Origin of the sequence: Nocardia inohanensis NBRC 100128 (assembly GCF_001612945.1) — a bacterium.
GTDB classification, from domain to species: Bacteria; Actinomycetota; Actinomycetes; order Mycobacteriales; family Mycobacteriaceae; genus Nocardia; species Nocardia inohanensis.
On sequence record NZ_BDBK01000002.1, the window covers coordinates 402,583 to 422,486 of the forward strand.

General features: G+C 68.3%; 22 protein-coding genes. 9 read left to right on the forward strand and 13 right to left on the reverse strand.

Going from position 1 to position 19,904, the window contains the following annotated elements:
• Positions 1-67: 67 nt before the first annotated feature.
• Complete coding sequence (locus tag NI1_RS08090; protein WP_067817919.1) at positions 68-973, forward strand: alpha/beta hydrolase; 906 nt, start codon at positions 68-70, stop codon at positions 971-973.
• Between the two features lie 28 nt (positions 974-1,001).
• Here NI1_RS08090 and NI1_RS08095 read toward each other — a convergent pair whose 3' ends face one another.
• The 3 genes from NI1_RS08095 to NI1_RS08105 are packed head-to-tail and all read right to left on the reverse strand — an operon-like array spanning position 1,002 to position 3,431.
• Positions 1,002-1,397, reverse strand: coding sequence for an NUDIX hydrolase (locus NI1_RS08095; protein WP_067816314.1), 396 nt, complete (start codon positions 1,395-1,397; stop codon positions 1,002-1,004).
• Positions 1,330-2,493, reverse strand: coding sequence for a DUF7802 domain-containing protein (locus NI1_RS08100; RefSeq protein WP_067816317.1), 1,164 nt, complete (start codon positions 2,491-2,493; stop codon positions 1,330-1,332). Before NI1_RS08100 ends, NI1_RS08095 begins: the two co-directional genes overlap by 68 nt.
• Positions 2,493-3,431, reverse strand: coding sequence for a metal-dependent hydrolase (locus NI1_RS08105; RefSeq protein ID WP_067816320.1), 939 nt, complete (start codon positions 3,429-3,431; stop codon positions 2,493-2,495). Before NI1_RS08105 ends, NI1_RS08100 begins: the two co-directional genes overlap by 1 nt.
• Positions 3,432-3,582: 151 nt before the next feature.
• Between NI1_RS08105 and NI1_RS08110 the strand changes: the two genes are divergently transcribed.
• On the forward strand, positions 3,583-4,194 hold the full coding sequence (locus NI1_RS08110; RefSeq protein WP_067817922.1) for a TetR/AcrR family transcriptional regulator: 612 nt from the start codon (positions 3,583-3,585) through the stop codon (positions 4,192-4,194).
• Here the strand turns inward: NI1_RS08110 and NI1_RS08115 are convergent.
• The 6 genes from NI1_RS08115 to NI1_RS08140 all read right to left on the reverse strand — a co-directional run bounded on the left by NI1_RS08115 (position 4,187) and on the right by NI1_RS08140 (position 8,529).
• A complete protein-coding gene (locus NI1_RS08115) occupies positions 4,187-4,753 on the reverse strand; it encodes a hypothetical protein (protein ID WP_245663130.1) in 567 nt (188 codons plus the stop codon). The two genes, NI1_RS08110 and NI1_RS08115, sit on opposite strands and share 8 nt — an antisense overlap.
• Before the next feature lie 100 nt (positions 4,754-4,853).
• Positions 4,854-5,651: a family 1 encapsulin nanocompartment shell protein gene (locus NI1_RS08120; protein ID WP_067816326.1), complete on the reverse strand. Its 798-nt coding sequence runs from the start codon at positions 5,649-5,651 to the stop codon at positions 4,854-4,856.
• A 3-nt stretch (positions 5,652-5,654) separates the two neighbouring features.
• The gene (locus NI1_RS08125; RefSeq protein WP_067816330.1) at positions 5,655-6,671 is read right to left on the reverse strand and encodes a Dyp-type peroxidase; all 1,017 of its coding nucleotides are present in this window, start codon (positions 6,669-6,671) and stop codon (positions 5,655-5,657) included.
• 127 nt (positions 6,672-6,798) lie between these two features.
• Positions 6,799-7,125 carry a cupin domain-containing protein gene (locus NI1_RS08130; protein WP_067816333.1) on the reverse strand — a complete coding sequence of 109 codons (327 nt, stop codon included), beginning with the start codon at positions 7,123-7,125 and terminating at the stop codon, positions 6,799-6,801.
• 106 nt (positions 7,126-7,231) lie between these two features.
• The gene (locus NI1_RS08135; protein ID WP_067816335.1) at positions 7,232-7,726 is read right to left on the reverse strand and encodes a dihydrofolate reductase; all 495 of its coding nucleotides are present in this window, start codon (positions 7,724-7,726) and stop codon (positions 7,232-7,234) included.
• Complete coding sequence (locus NI1_RS08140; RefSeq protein ID WP_067816338.1) at positions 7,723-8,529, reverse strand: thymidylate synthase; 807 nt, start codon at positions 8,527-8,529, stop codon at positions 7,723-7,725. Before NI1_RS08140 ends, NI1_RS08135 begins: the two co-directional genes overlap by 4 nt.
• Positions 8,530-8,549: 20 nt before the next feature.
• On the opposite strand from NI1_RS08140, the gene cobF reads away from it, so the two are divergent.
• Both cobF and NI1_RS08150 read left to right on the forward strand, forming a co-directional pair.
• The gene (gene cobF, locus NI1_RS08145) at positions 8,550-9,314 is read left to right on the forward strand and encodes a precorrin-6A synthase (deacetylating) (RefSeq protein WP_067816341.1); all 765 of its coding nucleotides are present in this window, start codon (positions 8,550-8,552) and stop codon (positions 9,312-9,314) included.
• Positions 9,315-9,425: 111 nt separating this feature from the next.
• Positions 9,426-11,048 carry an AMP-binding protein gene (locus tag NI1_RS08150; protein ID WP_067816344.1) on the forward strand — a complete coding sequence of 541 codons (1,623 nt, stop codon included), beginning with the start codon at positions 9,426-9,428 and terminating at the stop codon, positions 11,046-11,048.
• 4 nt (positions 11,049-11,052) lie between these two features.
• Here the strand turns inward: NI1_RS08150 and NI1_RS08155 are convergent, their stop codons facing one another.
• Positions 11,053-11,868: an NAD(P)H-binding protein gene (locus NI1_RS08155; protein WP_067816347.1), complete on the reverse strand. Its 816-nt coding sequence runs from the start codon at positions 11,866-11,868 to the stop codon at positions 11,053-11,055.
• 137 nt (positions 11,869-12,005) lie between these two features.
• On the opposite strand from NI1_RS08155, the gene NI1_RS08160 reads away from it, so the two are divergent.
• Entirely contained in the window at positions 12,006-12,872 is an 867-nt protein-coding gene (locus NI1_RS08160) for an Fpg/Nei family DNA glycosylase (RefSeq protein WP_067816350.1), read from the forward strand.
• Between the two features lie 5 nt (positions 12,873-12,877).
• Here the strand turns inward: NI1_RS08160 and NI1_RS08165 are convergent, their stop codons facing one another.
• Complete coding sequence (locus tag NI1_RS08165) at positions 12,878-13,561, reverse strand: pyridoxamine 5'-phosphate oxidase family protein (RefSeq protein WP_067816352.1); 684 nt, start codon at positions 13,559-13,561, stop codon at positions 12,878-12,880.
• An 80-nt stretch (positions 13,562-13,641) separates the two neighbouring features.
• Between NI1_RS08165 and pdxR the strand changes: the two genes are divergently transcribed.
• The 3 genes from pdxR to NI1_RS08180 all read left to right on the forward strand — a co-directional run bounded on the left by pdxR (position 13,642) and on the right by NI1_RS08180 (position 17,122).
• Positions 13,642-15,045 carry a MocR-like pyridoxine biosynthesis transcription factor PdxR gene (pdxR, locus tag NI1_RS08170; RefSeq protein WP_067816355.1) on the forward strand — a complete coding sequence of 468 codons (1,404 nt, stop codon included), beginning with the start codon at positions 13,642-13,644 and terminating at the stop codon, positions 15,043-15,045.
• A gap of 61 nt (positions 15,046-15,106) precedes the next feature.
• Entirely contained in the window at positions 15,107-15,352 is a 246-nt protein-coding gene (locus NI1_RS08175; protein WP_067816358.1) for a DUF2630 family protein, read from the forward strand.
• Positions 15,353-15,508: 156 nt separating this feature from the next.
• Complete coding sequence (locus tag NI1_RS08180; RefSeq protein WP_067816361.1) at positions 15,509-17,122, forward strand: carboxylesterase/lipase family protein; 1,614 nt, start codon at positions 15,509-15,511, stop codon at positions 17,120-17,122.
• On the opposite strand, the gene NI1_RS08185 is transcribed toward NI1_RS08180, so the two are convergent.
• Together NI1_RS08185 and NI1_RS08190 are read right to left on the reverse strand one after the other, a co-directional pair.
• A complete protein-coding gene (locus NI1_RS08185) occupies positions 17,123-18,373 on the reverse strand; it encodes a condensation domain-containing protein (RefSeq protein ID WP_067816364.1) in 1,251 nt (416 codons plus the stop codon).
• 40 nt (positions 18,374-18,413) lie between these two features.
• Positions 18,414-19,187, reverse strand: coding sequence for a crotonase/enoyl-CoA hydratase family protein (locus NI1_RS08190; protein WP_067816367.1), 774 nt, complete (start codon positions 19,185-19,187; stop codon positions 18,414-18,416).
• 53 nt (positions 19,188-19,240) lie between these two features.
• Here NI1_RS08190 and NI1_RS08195 point away from each other — a divergent pair, with 53 nt between their 5' ends.
• Positions 19,241-19,900, forward strand: coding sequence for a TetR/AcrR family transcriptional regulator (locus NI1_RS08195; RefSeq protein ID WP_067817925.1), 660 nt, complete (start codon positions 19,241-19,243; stop codon positions 19,898-19,900).
• Positions 19,901-19,904 lie beyond the last annotated feature (4 nt).

A 19,904-nucleotide genomic window follows, 5' to 3' on the forward strand; every position in this document is an offset into this window, starting at 1 on the left:
CGGAAAACAGCGTGTGCCGCGGGGCCGGCTGCGCCAGACCGTCACGGTGCTGGCGGCCGCGCTGCTGATGTCGTCGGGCGGCGTGATCGCCAGTGCCGCACCGGTTTACGCGCCGGTCGCGCAGACGCCCGCGGGCGGAACGCAGGACCTGTGGGTGCCGTCCAGCATGGGGAACATCAAGGTCCAGGTGCAGTGGGCGGCGCGCGGCGGCAGCTCGGCCCTGTACGTGCTGGACGGATTGCGCGCACCGGGCGACCACAGCCAGTGGGTCACCGACACCAATGCGCTGCGCCAGTTCGCCGGTGACAATGTGACCCTGGTGTTCCCGGTCGGCGGTCACTCCAGCTTCTATACCGACTGGTACCGGCCCAGCAGCAGCAACGGCCAGGCCACGACGTATCGGTGGGAGACCTTCCTGACCCGGGAATTGCCCGACTACCTGGCGGGTTTCGGCGTCTCGCGCACCCAGAACGCCATCGTGGGCGCGTCCATGGGCGGCAACGCGGCGATGATCCTGGCCGCGTACCACCGCGATCAGTTCAAGTTCGCCGGATCCTTCTCCGGCTACCTGAACCCCACGTTCCCGCTCTGGAACGAGGCGATGCGCGCCGCCATGCGCGACGAGGGCAATTTCAATGTGGACGACATGTGGGGTCCGGCCAGTGATCCGTCGTGGAGCCGCAATGATGCCAGCGCGCAGGTCGAACGGCTGCGCGGCCTGCCCATGTACGTCTGGTCCGGCAACGGTGTGCCGACCGGGCTCGACCTGACCAATTCGGTCGTCAACACCGTGAACGCCATGGCCCTCGAAGCCATGACGCTGACCGCTTCGCAGATCTTCCAGAGCCGGCTCGCGGCGCTGGGCATCGGTGCGAAGGTGGAGCTGGGCGCGGGCACCCACACCTGGCCCTACTGGCAGCAGGCCCTGGCCAATGCGCGCCCGATGATCCTGGACGCGCTGAACGCGCACTGAAACCCGCCGCGCGCGAACCGGATTCGGCTCAGTCGATGAGCGCCAGTTCGTGCAGACGCTGGAACACCAGCAGGGAACCCGGGGCGACGTGTGGCATGTTCGCGTACTCGTCCAGGGTGAACCAGCGCAGTTCGGCGATCTCACCGGAGGGCCGCGGCTCTTCGGTGAGCTCACCCAGATAGCAGGTCATGTGCAGGCGGGTGCCGGGCGCGTGACCGTACGCCTCGGCCTCGAAGATCCCCAGTTCGGTCACCTCGACGGTGCCGACTCCGAGCTCCTCGCGAATCTCGCGGTGCAGGGCCGATTCCGGGGTCTCGCCCGGATCGATCTTCCCGCCTGCCATGTAGAAGACGTCCTTACCGGTGGGCCGGGTCTGCAACAGACGACGGTCCCGGATGTGTGCCAGTGCCGCGGTGCGAATCACCCGGAAGAGTGTAGGCCGCGAGCACCACCGCGATAGCGACCACGTAGCACGCGAGGGTGTACCAGAGGTTCCCGATCGGATCGCCGGCCCGGGTGTGACCGTCGACGGCATCGAGGAAATCGGGTAGTGCGGTGGCCCAGAGCAGCGCGAACACCGCCAGATACAGCGCGCTGTAAGCGAGCATGATCGGGTCGGAGTAGCGGGGGACGTCCCCGGTCTCCCCACGCAGCCGCACCCATTGCCGGTACAGCAGGGGAATCGCCACCACGGTGATGAGGATCAGCTCGGCCGCGTAGAGCACGCCGCGCACGGTATCGCTGCCCGCGCCGAAGACGGTCGCCGGCAGCGGCAGCAGGAAGGTGCCGAGCGAGGCCAGCAGGCCGATCACGATTGTGCGCCAGGTCAATTCGAGCCCGGACATCCGGCGGCCGGTGTCGGCGTGTCGTCCGACCAGCCAATACACGCAGAACGCCAAGGACATCGGCCACAGCGCCGCGAACACCACCACGCTGCCCATCGGCACCGAATCGAACATGGGCTGGTTCAACGGATTCTCGGTCGTCCACTCCCACCAGCGCAGCTGCGGGCCGATGTGATCGAAGATCTCGTAGAACGCGTGATGCACGAACCCGACGCACGCCGCACCGGCCAGCGCGCCGTACTGCCGGAAAACGCCCAGCGCCCGGACGATTTCGTAGGCCACCGTCGCCATGAACGGATAGATGGCCACGATGTAGAGCGGCAGCCGTCCCCACAGGAAGTCCACCGTGAACACATTGTGCGCGAACATGGTGTCCACCTGGTCTTCGATACCGAAGGCCGCCGGAAAGTACAGTGGCGGTTCGATAATGAAGAGGTAGGCGGTCGCGCCGAACCAGAGCGCCAGATTGGTGGGGTCGCCGTGCCGGCGCAGGCGCACGACGGCGAGCGCCAGCGCGAGGATCGAGCCCACGATGATGGTGAGCTCCAGGACCGGCAGCGTCCAGTTCTCCAGCCCGAAGGGATTGCGGAACTCGATCAGCCCGCCCGCCTCTTCACACGAGAAGCCCAGTCGCGCAGTGAGTTCCGCGAACGTTGTCGCGCAATGATCGGCCATTACTTCGCTCCCGAGGCCAGCAGTGCGTCGGTGGCATACCAGTGCGCCACATCGTGACCGGCCGCATAGCGATCGAACCACACGTCGGCCAGGGCGGGCAGGTTCTCGTGCGCCGGATCGTGTTTCGGCAACTGGCTGCGGATGATGCCCTTCAATGCGATCAACTGCTCACGCAGCGGCAGATCGTCGAAGGCCCGCGTCATCGGCCCGTGGTCGGCGGCCTGCATCCAGGGCAGCCACTTGCTCAGCTTCTGCTTGTTGCGGTACGTCCCGAACATCGACAGCGAATCGATCCGCCGATCTGCCAGGGGCACATGCTCGTTGAAGCCCGCGCAGGCGATCCGGATCACCTTCAGCACGTGCGCGAAGATCGACGGCGCCACCCGCATCCGGTACAGATCGCTGCCCACCACGGAATCGAAGATGATCAGCGCCGAGCTGCGATGCTCGACCTCTTCCACGAAATGCCAGATGAACAGTGACGCCACCCGGTCGTCGCCGGGGCGGAACAGGGCGGCCTCGTTGTCGAGCATGAGCTTGAAGACCGAGGTGAAGGTGGCCTCCAGATCCGCGGTGTAGGCGAGCCGGTACTTCAGCGGCATGTTCTCGGTCAGCTTGTCGAACTCGCCGATCACCGCGTCGAGGGTGTCCTGCAAGCCCGGGTACTGCCGGATCAGGGCGCGCACGTGCTGGCGGTGCGCGCCCGAGTGCTGGCCCTCCTGCCGCATGAAAGCGTCCGCCTCGTCGGCGACTTCGGGGTCGGTGATCTGCGGCTTCAGCTCGAGGATCATCTTCACGATCATCTTCTCGAAACCGATGGCCAGGAACGACACCGCGTTGGCCATGCTCGAGAAGGCCGGGTTGGTCTCGTTCCACAGGAACGGCACGTCGTAGTCCTCGAACGCGAAATCCATCTTTCGCACAACAAGATCGGTCATTTTCGGCGATACCTCATCGTCGGGAGCCGGGCTGGATTCCGGTGACCATACAAACATACATTGCTGTGCACAAGTGTATGATTGCAATCGTGCAGGTGATCGGCCGAATCCCAGGCCGGGGCAGGTGGGAAGCGCGTGCTACGGTCGCGCGATGGCACGAAGGCGCGGGTGGGGCGGCAGTCCGCCGGACAGTGACGAAGAGGCGTCACGCCGAATCGTCGCCGCCGCAGTCGAACTCATCGGACGCACGGGGGCGCCGATCAGCATCGCCGATGTCGCCGACTCGCTCGGGGTCATCCGGCAGACGGTGTACCGGTACTTCCCCAGCGCGGACGCCCTCATCCGGGCCTCGGCCATCGCCTCGGTGGCCGGCTTCCTGGATCGGCTCGCCGCGCAGGTGCGGGGCATGGAGGATCCGGCCGATGCCATGACCGAGGCCGCGGTCTTCACCCTCGCCGAAGTGCGCCGCACGCCGCACCTGGGCATTCTGCTCACCACGACCTACACCAAGAACGATCCGGACGGCATGACCTCCGATGAGGCGCAGGCGTTCGGCATGACCATGATCCGGCGCTTCGACGTGGACTGGGAAAGCTACGGATACGACGACGAATCACTGCACGAGCTGGTCGAATACGTATTGCGCACGATGCAGTCGTTCTTCGTCTCGCCGGGGCATCCGCCGCGCAGCGACGACGAACTGCGCCGGTATCTGCGCCGCTGGATGGGCTCGGCGATCCTGGCGCAGGCGACGGTCAGTTAGCCGCGCTGGGCGGCGCGATCCGCCAGTGCCGAACCAGCGCGTCGGCGATCTCCGGGAGAATGGTCACCGGAATCCGCTGCTGCCGCAGAAGATTGCGAATCTCGTTGACCTGTTCGCGTTTGCGCATGTCGTAGGCGTTCGCGATGGGGCGCACCACCGGCGGAATCGACAGCAGCACCAGTTCCTGATGCGGTTCGTCGCCGCCATTGAGATCCAAAGCCAGGGACCAGCGCGACTTTTCGTCGAGGGCGAAGCGGGCGGCCACCACGCGATCCCAATCGATGGTCGAGGCCCGCCACGGCGTGCGCCGTTCGATGCGCTGGTCGGTCAGCACCAGCCCATCGCGGCCGAAGAGCAGGATCAGCAGCGCGCCACCGGCCGCCGCGCCCAGCAGCAGACCCGTGAACACCCGGTTCAGGCCGAACACCGCCACGACCGCGCCGCAGATCAGCGCGGTCGCCAGCACTCCGGCGCACAGGTAGAACACCGTCCGGCGTCCCGACACCACACCCGCACGCACCATTGCCTTACCGCCCTCCCGCACTGTGTTGCGGGACACACCGTACCTGGCGGTGCGTTATGCCTCCAGGGCCGCATGCCTCAACCCGCGTAAGCGAACGGTCCCCGTGCGCGCAGGCGCACGGGGACCGAAAACTTGCTTACGCCTCGAGCGCTACCGCGGCTTCGGCCGTGTAGACGAGGAAGGTCAGCGACTCCTGGAAGTAGAGCTGGACCGATTCCGCATCGTGCGAGAGATAGCCGATGGAGAGATCCTGGCCGATCTGGAGATCGAAATCGCCGCCCCGCGTGGACAATACGAACGCGCCGTCGATGGCGGGCGCCCAGATGATCTCGCCGTCGATGAGCCGCTCGATATGGGTGCGGATCGGGTGGCCGTGGTCGGAGGTCTCCGACACCGCGGTGTAGAGATCCGCGGAGAGCAGCACCGAGTACGGCCCGTCCACGCCCGCCAGCCGCAGCTTGCTCAACGCCTGCGCGACCGCTTCCGGGGCCAGCGTCGGATCGCCGGGCAGCTTGACCGGCTCGCAATCGGTGCTGGCCCGGATACCGGCGATCCCGGCCGCCGCGTAACCCTCGAAAATGGCGCGGTCCTCGGCGAAGGCGATCTTCTTGGCGGCATCCTTCACCGCGTCCAGATCGGCGTCCTGCGCGCCGCGCTCGACATTGTCGAGTTCGTCGCGGGACAGCGTGAACGGCACCCGCAGCTCGACCAGCGGCACCACCACGCGCTGACGCGCCTGCACGCCCTCGGCGGGTGCGGTGATGGCGGCGGTGCGGCCCCGGCCGACGGCGGAGAAGTCCGCGCCGTGCGGGCCGGAGAGATCGACCACGCGGCGACCGGCGATGTGCCGCTTGAAGGTACGCGTCGCCTCTTCCTCGATGGCGGCCCACGCCTCGGAGGTGATCGGCGCCAGTTCACGATGGAGGTTGTTCATGCCTCAGCTCCTTTTCAGTGTGCCGATACCCAGCGATCCGTTGTTCGATGACATACCAACACCATTGGATTCCGAAGATTCCCGCACCGCGGCGGCGGCCGGAGCCGGCGCGTCGGGCAGGTTGTCGAAGAAAGCATTGGGCGGTGTGAAGAACAGCGTTCCCGTGACGGCGGTCGAGAAATCGAGAATGCGGTCGTAGGCGGCCTCGCCGGTGCCCAGGAACATGCGCTCGAGCATGAGTTCGGGAACCGCGGGGGTGGCCGCGTACGCGACGTAGTAGGTGCCGAATTCGCCGCCGGCCACACTGCCGAACGGCATATTGGCGCGCACGATGGTGCCGTTGTCGTCCTGATCGTTCACGGCCACATGCGAATCGGCCGGCTTGTCCGCGTCGGAGAGCTCGAAGTCCTCGAGTTTGGTGCGGCCGATGACCCGCTCCTGCTCGGTGACCGAGAGTGCCCGCCAGGCCTCCAGGTCGTGCAGGTACTTCTGCACGATCACGTAACTGCCGCCGGTGAATTCGGGATCCTCGTCGCCGATCAAACCCACGGCGGCGGCCAGCTGACCTTCGGGATTCTCGGTGCCGTCCACGAAACCGAGCAGATCGCGCTGCTCGAAATAGCGGAAGCCCACCGTCTCGTCGATGATCGTGGCTGCGCCGGAGAGCCTTTCGGCGATCTTCATGGCGAGCTCGAAGACCGCGTCCTGGCCTTCGGCCTTGAGATGGAACAGCAGGTCGCCGGGAGTGGCCGGGGCCTGGTGCTTTTCGCCCTGATAGCCCGGGAACTCGTGCAGTTCAGCGGGTTTGGGGCCACCGAAAAGGCGATCCCACGCTTGTGATCCGATGCTCGTGATGCACGCCAGGCCCGAGCCGGGCAACCGGAAGCCGACCGAACGACGCAGGCCGGGCAGATCCGCCAGCAAGTCGCGTACTACTGCCTCACCACCCTCGTCGATGGTGGCGACCAGGAACATCGCGGCGGGCGAGAGCGGGTCGAGAAGCGGCTGTGGCTCAACCATGGGCTCCAGCCTAGAGGGCTGGACTGACAGACCGCTTGCCCGGTTGCCTCCGTGTTGCCTTCCCCACCGTGTGTGGGTTGACGAATTTCTCCGGTGGTTCGAGGGCGAAGCCCCCGGAAACCCGCTTCTACTTCGCTACGGTGAGGAGAAACGCCACGTCGTCAATGGCTTTCACGCTGTGCCGTGCGTTCGGGATCACGATCAAGTCGCCGGCGGAACCCTTCCACTCGTTCGCGCCGCTGATGAGCGTCAGTACACCGCTCAGCACGAGGAGCGTGGCTTCGCCCGGGTTCTCGTGCTCGGCCAAGCTCTGACCGGCCGTCAGCGCGATCACGGTTTGCCGGAGGCTGTGGGTGTGACCCCCGCAGATCGTCGATGAGCTGCGTCCGCTCGAAGCGGCGGCGGCCAGCTTCAACTGCTGGCGAGCTACCGCGGTCAGCGATTTCTTGTCCATGGACTGCCTTTCGCCGGAATATCGCTGAGTATGCCCGACGAGGTCCGAACCATTCGGCTGTTTCGGAGGTGTGTGTGCAGGATTTGGCGGATGCGCGATGTCCGCGTTATCCGTTCTCCCGTGTATAACGCCGGATGCGATAACGCAGACCCTTGGTGGACTCCCGCCACGGTTCTTCGGGGGCATGCCACTCGGGGCCGATGCCCGGGGCGTGGCAATCGCCGTCGATGTCGGCGTCCACCTCGGTGATTCGCAATTCGGTCGCGAAAGGCATTGCGGCCCGGTAAATTTCGCCGCCGCCCATCACCCAGACGGTGCTGTCGCCGGCCAGGTCGAAGGCTTCCGCCAGGGATCCGGCCCGCTCCGCGCCCGCGGCGGACCAATCGGCCTGCCGGGTCACGACGATATTGCGGCGGCCGTCCAGCGGACGGAAGCGTTCGGGGAGCGAATCCCAGGTGCGCCGGCCCATCACCACGGGATGGCCCCAGGTGACGTCCTTGAAGTGCGCCATATCCTCCGGCACCCGCCAGGGAATGGCATTGTCGAGCCCGATCACACCGTCCGGAGTCTGCGCCCAGATCAGACCAACCGTACGGCTCACACCGCCACCGGAGCCTTGATCGCCGGATGGTGCTGGTAATCCACGATTTCCACATCCTCGTACGCGTAATCGAACAGCGTCGGCGCGGGGCGCAGGTTCAGCTGCGGAAACGGGTACGGCTCCCGGCTCAACTGCTCGCGCACCTGCTCCACATGGTTGTCGTAGATGTGCACATCGCCGCCGGTCCAGATGAAATCACCGGGCAGCAGCTCGGTCTGCTGCGCCACCATCTGGGTCAGCAGGGCATAGCTGGCGATATTGAACGGCACCCCCAGGAACAGGTCCGCGCTGCGCTGATACAGCTGGCAGGAGAGCTTGCCGTCGGCCACATAGAACTGGAAGAAGGCGTGGCAGGGGGCCAGCGCCATCTTGTCCAATTCCGCGACGTTCCACGCCGACACCAGGATCCGGCGCGAATCCGGATCGGTGCGCAGCGTCTGGAGCACCTGGGAGATCTGATCGACATGGGTGCCGTCCGGGGTCGGCCAGGACCGCCACTGCACGCCGTACACCGGACCCAATTCGCCGTCCCGGTCCGCCCATTCGTCCCAGATGCTCACCCCGTGCTCCTGGAGCCACTTCACGTTCGAATCGCCGCGCAGGAACCACAGCAACTCGTACACGATCGACTTCAGGTGCACCTTCTTCGTGGTCACCAGCGGAAAACCCTTGGAAAGGTCGTATCGCAATTGGTGACCGAAGATGCTGCGGGTGCCGGTGCCGGTGCGGTCCGCCTTCGGCGTGCCGTGCTCCAGCACCAGTCGGAGCAGGTCCTCGTACTGGGTGTCTCGGGCGCTCTCCACGCCTGGCAAGCTTACGCACCGTGAGAAAGCTGTTCGTAGTCGGAATCGGAGCGGGGGATCCGGACCAGGTGACGGTGCAGGCCATCAAGGCCATGCGCCAGGTGGACGTGTTCTTCGTGATCGGCAAGGGGGCCGAGAAGCAGGAGCTGGTGGATGTGCGCGCCGCCATCCTCGCCGAGCATGTCGAGCAGCCGTATCGGCTGGTGGAGATCGCCGATCCGCCGCGCGACCGGACGGTGCCGGGCACCGGTGCGGACTCCGCCTACCGGGGCGTGGTCGAGGACTGGCACGAACGCCGCGCCGAGATCCTGGAGCGGGCCTTCGCCGAAATTGAGGGCGTCGGCGGCATTCTCGTCTGGGGCGACCCGTCGCTGTACGACAGCACCCTGCGCATCGTCGAACGGGTGCTCGAGCGCGAACGCCTCAACTTCGACTACGAGGTGATTCCGGGTATCACCAGCGTGCAGGCCCTGGCCGCCGCTCACCGAATGGTCCTGCACGAAATCGGCGAACCCGTGCACATCACCACCGGCCGCCGGCTGCGCGAAGAAGGCTTGGCGGCTGGGCAATCCACTCTCGTCATGCTCGACGGCGACACCTCCTTCACCGAAGTCCCGGGTGACGACCTCTACATCTGGTGGGGCGCGTACCTCGGCATGCCGGACGAGATCATCGTCGAAGGCCCGCTGCGCGTGGTCGAACAGCGCATCGTCCGCCGCCGGGCCGCGCTGCGCGAGCAGAAGGGCTGGATCATGGACATCTATCTGCTGCGCCGCGCCCGGTAGTCAACCTGCCGCGCACCTCTTGACTTGCTACTGGCAGACCGTCAATAGTCGGTCGGAGGTGTAGTGCGGGTCACAACGCGGTGGCCCGCAGCGTCGCAGCGGAGGTACGGCATGACAACCCCGATCCAGCGGGCCGAGCAATTGCGCGCCGAGTACGGCGCTCCGGATGCGAACGCGGCGGTGCTGCTGTGTGACCGGCATCCCGGCGACGCGGTCGCCTTCAGTTTCGTGGCACCCGACCTCTCCGCTGCCGATGTGACCTTCGGTGAATTGCGGGAGCGGTCCGAGCGGGTCGCGGCGGCGCTGCTGGAACTCGGTGTGCGCGAAGGGGATCGGGTCGCCACGCTGATGGGGAAGTCACAGGAGCTGGTGGTGGCGCTGCTCGCCGTCTGGCGGATCGGGGCGGTGCACGTGCCGCTCTTCACCGCCTTCGCGCCCGGGGCGATCGCCATGCGGGTCAACGGGAACGGGACCGTGCTCGTCATCACCGACGGCGCCCAACGCGCGAAACTCGAACCGGGGGAGGATCTTCCGGCCGAACGCGAGTGGCGCGTGGTCACCACCGGCGAGCCGGTCGGCGATGACATCGCCTTCGCCTCGCTACTCGAAAACACCGGCCCCGCACCGGAATCGGTGGCCATCGGCGGTGACGGCGTGCTGGTGGAGCTCTTCACCTCCGGGACGACCGGCACCCCGAAGGCCGTCCCCATGCGCCTGGCCGGCATGGCGGGCGTGGTCATGTACCTCGAATACGGCATCGATTACGCCGACGGCGACGTCTTCTGGAATATCGCCGATCCCGGCTGGGCCTACGGTCTCTACATCGCCATCCTCGCTCCGATGGCGACCGGCCGCCGCAGCCTGCTGCTCTGCGCGCCCTTCGAACCGGCGCTCACCTGGCAGGTCTTGAAAACCTTCGGCGTCACCAACTTCGCCGCCGCCCCCACCGTCTACCGTGCCCTCCGCAATGCGCCCGCCCCCGACGGTCTGGTGCTGCGCCACCTCTCGTCGGCGGGCGAGCCGCTCACCCCCGATGTCATCACCTGGTCGAAACAGGTGCTGGGAGTGGAGATCCGCGACCATTACGGCCAAACCGAAACCGGTATGACGGTGGTCAACGCCTGGCATCCCGACCTCATCGCCGATATCAAGACCGGCTCCATGGGCCACGCCGTGCCCGGCTATACGGTCGAGGTACTCGGCCTGGAATCCGACGATCCGGCTCCCGTGGGCGAGCCCGGCCGTGTCGCCATCGCCACCGACAGCCCGCTGCTGACCTTCCGCGGATACCGAGACGCCCCCGAGCGCTCCGCCGCCCGCTTCACCCCCGACGGCCGCTGGTACCTCACCGGCGACGTCGCCTCCCGGGACGCCGACGGCTACCTGACCTTCGCTTCCCGGGATGACGACGTCATCCTCATGGCGGGCTATCGAATCGGCCCCTTCGAAGTGGAAAGCGTTCTCACCAGCCACGATTCGATCTCCGAAGCCGCCGTGATCGGCGTGCCCGACGAACTGCGCGGCGAGGTCCTGATCGCCATCGCCGTGCCCGCGCCCGGCATCACCCCGGACGCCGGGCTCACCACCGACCTTCAGCGATTGGTCAAACAGAAGCTGGCCGCCCACGTCTATCCACGCCGCATCCACTACCTCCCCGAGCTGCCGAAAACACCCAGCGGCAAGGTCCAGCGCTTCCTGTTGCGCCACCAGTTCGAAAGCGCCGAACCCGTGTAGCCGATCAGCCGGTGACGAAGCGGCCGGCATTGCCGGCCGCCCATTGCGTGAAGGTGGTGGCCGGGCGACCGGTGATGTCCTGGACGCTGGTGACGGGCAGGGACGACGGGTCCGGTTGGTAACCGCCGAGCACGTTGTCCACATACCATTCGGCGTTATCGCCCATGGTGGGAGTCAAGGCCGCGATGGTTTCCGCGCGGGAGGATTCCTCGAACCTGAGGTCGCGGCCCAGCGCCGAGGCGATCCGGTCGAGAAGTTCGGTGCGGCTGAGGACCTCCGGGCCCGCCAGCGGGTAGGCGCGGCCGGAATGGGTGTCCGAGAGCAGGGCGGTGGCGGCCACCGCGGCGATATCGTCCATGGCGACGGGTGCGCTCGCGGCATTCGGCCAGGGTTCGCGGACGGCTCCGGTTTCGCGGATCTGCTGCGACCAGATCAGCGTGTTCTCCATGAAATCGGCCGGCCACAGGTGCGTCCAGTCCAAACCGCTCTCCTCGACCGCCGTGCAGACGGTGCCCCACCAGCTCTCCGGCTCGCCCGACAAGTCCACGACCCGCCGCACCCCCGCCGCCCGGGCCAGGGCCAGCACCTCGGTCACGTTCTCCGGGGCAGGCGCCAGATACATCCGTTCGACCCCTTCGAAGGCCGCGGGCAGCGTGTCCGGCCGGCGCAGGTAGCCCTCGGCCACTTCCACTCCCGCGGGCAGCGCCGCCTTCTTCGGGTCGGTGGTCAACGCGCGAATACTGTTGGCGCCCTGCGCCACCAGCTGATCGACAACTTTCCGTCCGATGTTCGCGGTAGCTCCGGTAACCAGAATCGTCATCCGATCGACACTAGCGCGAGAGTCCTCCCGCCCGCCCATGGCCGCAGCCCGCGGACCGGGGTGTGGTGTTCGGCTGACACCGAAGCGGGGTACTTCGCTTCCCGTTCGTGCCGGGATTTGTCGGTAGGCTGCTTGATGTGCCCGAATTACCGGAAATCGTGGCGCTCGAGCAGTTTCTCGCCGAGCATGCCGTCGGTGCGGTCGTTGGACGGATCGACGTCGCGGCGCTGAGCGTGCTCAAGACCTTCGATCCGCCGGTGACGGCGCTGTCCGGCCGGGATGTCACCGGGGTCGGGCATTGGGGAAAACATCTGGGGATGGATTGCGATGGGATCTGGCTGATCACCCATCTGTCCCGGGGCGGATGGCTGCGGTGGGTGGATGAGCCGAGCGCCGCCGCGCCCAAACCCGGGAAGGGGCCGCTGGCCCTGCGGGTGCACTTCTTCACGCCGGCCGGTTCGACGCCCGCCTTCGATCTGACCGAGGCGGGGACGAAGAAGCGGATGGCGGTGTGGGTGACCAGCGATCCGCTCTCCATCCCGAGCATCGCGAAACTCGGGCCCGATGCGCTGGCGGTGAGCGAGATCGAATTCGGGGAGATCGTGCACAGCACCTCCCAGCGGGTGAAGAACGCCATCACCGACCAGATGCTGATCGCCGGTATCGGCAATGCCTACTCCGACGAGATCCTGCACAAGGCCAAGCTCTCACCCTTCGCCAATGCGGGCAGCCTGGACGCGGAGCAGACGGCGCGCCTCTACAACGCCATGCGCGCCACCCTCTCCGACGCCATCGAGCGCTCGGTGGGTCAGGACGCCGCCCGCCTGAAGGGCGAGAAGCGTTCCGGCTTCCAAGTGCACGCCCGCACCGGCCTGCCCTGCCCGATCTGCGGCGACACCGTCCGCGAAGTCGCCTACGCCGACAAGTCCTTCCAGTACTGCCCCACCTGTCAGACCGGCGGCAAAATCCTCGCCGACCGCCGAATGTCGCGCCTGCTCAAGTAGTTTCGCTAGCGGTTCACGACATCGCAGCGGGCGAGGACGTGGGCGGGGGTCTCGATGCCGGGGGCCAGGTCGTCCGCGGGGACCGGGGCCTCGAAGATCTGCCGCAGCGGCAGCACACCGGCCCAGGCGGAATCCGGTTTGATATCGGCCTCGTCGTCTCGCGGGCCGCCGGCGCGGACCTTCACCGAGGCTTCGGCGAGGTCGACGGCGAGGACCAGGGTGGCGGCCATTTCCTTCTTGCTGGGTGGGCGGACTTCGTCCCACGCGCCGGGGGCGGCCTGCTCGACGATTACGCGCAGGGCATGCAGGCGCTCCTCGGGATCGGTGAGTTCGGTTGGGCGGGCGTGGATTACGGCGGAGCGGTAGTTCATGGAGAAGTGCATGGCGGAGCGGGCGTAGACGATGCCGTCCACATGGGTGACGGCAATGGAGATGTCGCCGAGCATGGCGGCGCGCAGGTTGCCGGCGCCGGTGGAGCCGTGCAGGTAGAGGGTGTCGCCGTCGCGGCCGTAGATGGTGGGGATCACCACCGGAGCCCCGTGCATGACGACGCCCAGATGGCAGAGCAGGCCCGCGTCGAGCGTCTCGTACAGGTCGGCGCGGTCGGTGCGGCCGCGCTCCTTCGAGCGAGTGAGGGTGCTGCGCGGGGTGGCGGACAGCGGGGGCCGGGTCTGGGCTGGCTCGGTCATGAGACCAGCATGGCTAGCGGAGTGGCATTATTGAATAGCCAATTCCCGGTAGATTTCGCAGACCACTTCGGAGGGTATCGATGCAGTCGGCGCGGGCGGTCGCGGTCGAGGATCTGCCCATCGGGATCGATCGGGCGGCAGAGGTGCCGCTCTCGGTGCAGGTCGCGGACGGTCTGCGGCAGGCGGCGGCGGACGGTGCGCTGGCGGTGGGAGACCGGCTGCCCTCGTCTCGCGATCTGGCCGCGCGGCTGGGGGTGAGCCGGAGCGTGGTCACCGCCGCGTACGAGCAATTGCACGCGGAGGGGTGGCTCGGTGGGCGGCATGGGTCGGGGACCTATCTGACGGCGGCTCCGCAGCCGGTGCGGGTACGGGCGGCCGGGGGAAGCCGGCCCGATCCGCTGGCCGGACTGCTGGATTTGGGGGCGGGCGCGCCGTCCGTCGAAACCCTGGACGCGTCGGCTTGGCGGCGGGCCTGGCGGCTGGCTTCGGATCGAACGCCGGTGGTGCGCAGGGATCGGGCGGGGGAGCCGGAGTATCGGGCGGCGGTGGCGGAGCATCTGCTGCGGCATCGCGGGCTGGTGGCCGGCGCGGGGAGCGTGGTGCTCTCCACCGCCGGAACCAGTGCTGCCGTAAGGGAACTCGCCGCGGCGCTGTGGCGGCCGGGTGATGCGGTAGCCATCGAGGATCCGGGGTATGCGCGGGCGGCGGGGGCGTTCCGGGCGGCGGGACTGCGCCTGGTCCCGGTGCCGGTCGATGCCGGCGGATTGCGGGTGGATCTGCTGCCGGACGATGTCAAGGCGGTGTATTGCACTCCCGCGCACCAGTTCCCGCTCGGCGCACGCATGCTCGCCGCACGCCGGGTCGAGCTGATCGAATTCGCGCGCCGCACCGGAGCTCTGGTCATCGAGGACGATTACGACGGCGAATTGCGTTACGACACCGCACCTTTGCCGCTGCTGGCCACTCTCGCCCCGGACCTCGTCGTGCACCTGGGCACCACCAGCAAGATCCTCACCCCGACCCTCGGCGTGGGCTGGCTGGTCGCGGCCCCCGCCATCGCCGATGCCGTGCTCGGCTATCGCGAACTCACCGGCACCTCCCCGGCTCCGGCCGGACAGCTGGTGGTCGCCGAGCTCGCCCGCAACGGCGATCTGGCGCGGCACCTGCGCCGCCTGCGCCGGGAGATGCCGCCGCGCCGCGCCCTGGTGGTCGAGGAGCTCAGGGGCCGCGGCCTCGAGGTGCGCGGCGACGACGCGGGCTCGCACATCGTGGTCCCGCTGGCGTCGCAGGCGCAGGAGGATCGCGCGGTCACCGCGGCCCGCGCCGCCGGTCTGTACCTGGACGCGCTGGGCCGCCACCACATCGGTCCCCGTCATGCCTTCGGAATCGCGCTCGGCTACGCCGCCCTGCCGAGCGCGGACCTGCCGCGTGCGGTCCGGTTGGCCGGGGATGTCCTTTCCCGGGTCGTAGAGTGGACCGGGTGAGCAGGCGGGCCCGGTAGCGATCCGGCGGGGCCCGCGACCGACCTACCGGAGCGGAGGCTGCATGAGCGACCAGGACATTCTCGCGCGCATCAAGGACTTGGTGGACCGCGAGCACGAGCTGCGCTCGAAGACCACCAGCGGGAAGCTCGATCCCGAAACCGAACGCGCCCAGCTCGCCGATCTGGAGGTGCAGCTCGATCAGTGCTGGGATCTGCTGCGCCAGCGTCGCGCCCGGCTCGACCAGGGGCGCAATCCCGATGAGGCGCAGGCCGGCTCGGTCCGGCAGGTCGAGGGTTATCTGCAATAGGCGGAGTGCGCCGGCGCGGCCCGAACGGCAGCGGGCCGCCCGGCACCGGCCGTCCGCCGCACGCCGAAGCTCCGAATTGTCCGGAGCCCGAGGTTTACCATCGATTGATGGTGGCATGGAACCACCACACTCTCAGCACGTCTGATTCCGAGGTCGATGGTGGCAACGACTGATATCAAGACCGCCGACGGTGTCGTCCGCGGTCTCCGTGGCCGCCGCGTTCTGCGCTGGCGGTCCATTCCCTTCGCCGCACCCCCGGTGGGAGAGCTGAGGTTTCGCGCTCCGCAACCGGTCCAGCCGTGGATCGGCGTGCGGGACGCGACCCAATTCGGCTATGCGGCAATGCAGCATCGCAGCGGCGCGCAGCTCGGACCGCGGCGGCAGCAGCCGACGGGCGAGGACTGCCTGACCCTGAATGTGGTGGCGCCCAGCGAGCCGGCTTCGGCGCCGCGTCCGGTCATGGTCTTCATTCACGGCGGCGGATACGTGATCGGCACCTCCGCGCTGGGTTTGTACTCCGGATCGCGGCTGGCGCTGCGCGGCGACGTCATCGTGGTTTCGGTGAACTACCGGCTCGGTGCCTTCGGATACGTGGATTTCAGCGAATTCTCCACGCCCGCACATCAATTCGATGCCAACCTCGGCCTGCGCGATCAAGTGGCGGCGCTGGAATGGGTGCGGCGCAATATCGCCGCGTTCGGCGGCGACCCGGACAATGTCACCATCTTCGGCGAATCCGCCGGGGCGCACGCGGTGCTCGCCCTGCTGGCCACCCCGGCCGCGGCCGGGCTGTTCCATCGCGCCATCTCGCAGAGTCCGCCCGCCGACTGGGGCAGCAGCCGAGCCGATGCGCGCCTGTTCGCGCGGCGCTGCGTGGAACGGCTCGGCGCTGCACCCGGGGAGGAGGCCGCGACCCTGCTCGCCGCGGGCGCGAACGATATCCGCCGCGCCGTGGACCGGACCGTGAACGCGATCCTGCGCGATCAGCCCGGGATCTTCCCGATCGCGCCCACCGTGGACGGCGACTACCTGCCGCAAGCGCCCATCGACGCCATCGTCGGCGGGAACGCGCACCGGGTGCCGCTCATCATCGGCACCAATCGGGACGAGGGCACGCTCTTCAGCCGCCTCGACGACACCCTGCCGACCACCGCCGATCGCATGCATTGGCTGCTGCGGCATCCCGAAGCCGACGGGCCGGGGCGCGAGGACGATTCGGCCTACCCGAATTTCGGTGAGCATCTGCCGACCACGCCCGGCCGGTTGCATCAGGCGCTCGAAGGCAGCGCCGATTCGGTCGAGGCACGCGTGGTGGCGGCGTATCCCGGCTTCCCGGGGAAACGGGTGGCGATCCGCATGGGCGGAGACTTCACCTTCTGGCGGCCCGCGGTACGGATCATGGAGGGGCACAGCCGGTATGCGCCCACCTACGCCTATCGATTCGATTTCGCGCCGCGCGCGATCCGCCTCGCCGGTTTCGGCGCTACCCACGCCTTGGATCTGATCCCGGTCTTCGGCGCGGTCGGCACGCCGATCGGCCGCACCCTCACCGCCATGGGCGGTCACCGTGGTTTTCGCGCGGTATCGGAGCAGTTCCAGGAGAACTGGCTGTCGTTCGCGCGCAAGGGGTCTCCGCTGCCGAACTGGCCCGCCTACACCGAGGCCGACCGGGCGACGATGATCATCGACTATCCGGCGCGGGTGGAGTACGACCCCGAGCGCGCCAAACGCCTTGCCTGGCAGGGGGTGCACATTCCGGCGCTGGTGTGATCACCAGGTGGCGACGGGCGTCAGGCCCAGCTCGGCCAAGGCCCGGCGCGTCAGTTCGGCCAGGTGCGCGGAGCTCGGGACCGCGTCGGGATCCAGGCTGACCAGCGCCAGCGTATAGGTGTCGGCGATACGGGTCAGGTAGCCGGACAGCCGGGTGCGCGGTAGCCGATCCGCCCGCAACCCCGGGTGGATGGCGCGTGCCGCCACCCCGGTGCACGGATGCGGCCCCAGCGACAGCAGCGAATCCGGCAGACTCCCGATATTGCTGCACAGGATGTCTCGCTCGCCCGCGCCCTTGGCCAGCGCGTAGGCCCACCGGTCGGGGACGACCTGGAGGATCTCCTCGGGAATCCCGCCGGGAGCGGTCATTCGATGCTCGTACGCGGCGCGGGCCTTGCGCCGCAGGGTGGCGGGGGTGTCGTCCCGCCCGATCGACACCTCGGTCATGGCCATGTCATTGTCCACGCGCGGCTCGTCGCGGGTATCGACCGGCAGGCTCGCGGCGATGGCGTCCCCGGTGAAGCCGGTGTCCCACAGCAGGTTCGCGATGAAGTGCACGAACAAGCTGTTGGCGGTCCCGCCCCGGGTCACCGCCGCGCGATTCCAGTCCTGTACCGAGATCTGGAGCGCCGCACTGTGCGTCGCCGGGGCGCTGGAGTCCGTGCTCGTCGAACGCGCCCGCCGTTCGATCGCCGGAGCGGGGCGGGGCGGCAGGCCGTGTCGCAGGGCGCGCGCGGTACCGCCGAGCACGGTCCGCCATAGCCGCCGCGCATCGGCCCAATCCGACCGTGGCGCTATGGGGGCCGCGAGCGGAGTGCCCGCCAGCGCGTGATCGACGGCGAGCGCCACCGCGCGGCCGTCGGCCAGCGCGTGCGAACAGGTCAGCGCGACAACGCAGCCGCCGTCGTCCAAGTGCGCGGCCGCCAGCCGCCAGCCCGGACCGGCTTCCGGATTCAGGTCCGCACCCAGCCGGTCGGCCCAATCCAGCAGTGTGGCAACGGGAATCGGCGCCTCGGTCAGCTCCAGCGGATGCGCCTGGGTGTTGATCGCCCAGCGCGGGCGAGCGCCGGGCACCAGGGGCCGCACCACCCGCCGCCCCAACGGCCCGTGCCGCAGCGCGTAGTGCACCCGCGTCAGCAGCTCCGTCTCCACCGGTTCGGCGGTACGCCAAAGTCCCTGCAACACGATCGGGGTTCCCATACCCCGATGCGCCCGCAGGAACATTTCGTCCACCACACTCAACCGATGCATCGCCCAGGCAGCGTACCGGCCGGTACTCGGGAAAACGCGGTCAGGCGGAGGCTCCGTGGCGGCCCGCGCCGGAGGCGAAGCGCGCGGCCCCGTCCAAGGCCCCGTCGGAGAGGGCCTTCAGGCCATGCCGGAGTTCGTTCGCGATGGCCGCCGGTTCCTCCAGGCCGTCCTGTTCGAGGACGGACATGCGGTCCGAGCGCAGGCAGGTTTGCGGGAGGGCGGCGAGTTCGGCGGCGAGTTGTTCGGCGGCGGAGCGGGATTCGCCCGCGGTCACGACACGGGTGACCAGGCCGATCTGGAGGGCTTCGGTGGCGCTGACGGCGCGGCCGGTGAGGATCAGGTCCATGGCGCGGCCGGTGCCGATGATACGGGGCAGCCGGACGGTGCCGCCGTCGATGAGCGGCACACCCCAGCGGCGGCAGAAGACGCCGAAGGTGCTGTCCTGCTCGGCGACTCGCAGATCGCACCAGAGGGCGAGTTCGAGGCCGCCCGCGACCGCGTAACCGGAGACGGCGGCGATGACGGGTTTGGAGAGCCGCATGCGGGTGGGGCCCATGGGGCCGTCGCCGTCCTCGGTGACCTGGTTGGAGCGTTCGGTGCCGAGGGACTTGAGGTCGGCGCCGGCGCAGAAGGTGCCGCCCTCGCCCCAGAGCACGGCCACCGCGGCGGTGGGGTCGGCGTCGAATTCCCGGAAGGCGTCGGCGAGGGCTTGCGCGGTCGGGCCGTCCACGGCATTGCGGGCTTGGGGGCGGTGCAGGATGACGGTGTAGACGGGGCCTTTGCGCTCCACTCGTACGCTCACGAGCTCGACCATACGCCGTAAATCAGGGGTGGCGTCAAGAAATGAATCTATGGTTCACTTCTTTCGTGGCCTACCGGAGAACACCCGCCGTGCAGGCCCGCCTCGACGCCCAGGCGGGGTCGATCGTGCGGGCCGCCATGACCGTGCTCTCCCGCGACGGCTACGCCGGGCTCTCGGTGGCCGCGGTCGCCGCCGAAGCGGGCGTCGCCACCGGCACCGTCTACAAGAGCTTCAGCGGCAAGGCCGAACTGGTCACCGCCGTCTTCCGGGAAGTCGTCACCCGCGAGGTCGCCGCGGTCGCCGCCGCGGGCGGTGGCACCGCTGCGGACCGAGACCCGGAAGCGGCCGCTTCGGAACGCGGTGTGGTCGAACGGGTTACGGCGGCGGTCGAGACGTTCGCGGGCCGCGCGCTGAAGAATCCCAAACTGGCCTACGTCCTGCTCGCCGAACCGGTGGACGCCGCGGTCGACACCGAACGCCTGCGGTTCCGCCGCGCCTTCGCCGAGATCTACGAGCACGCCATCGCCGAGGGCGTGGCAAAAGGTCAACTGCCGCCGCAGAATCCGCGCACCAGCGCCACCGCGCTGGTCGGCGCCATCGGCGAGGTGCTGGTCGGGCCGCTGGCCGAACAATTACAGAGCGAGTCGGTGGTCCCCGAACTCGTCGCTTTCGCGCTGCGCGCACTCGGCGTGCCCGGCGATGACGCCGCGCCGCCTCGGAAATAGGAGT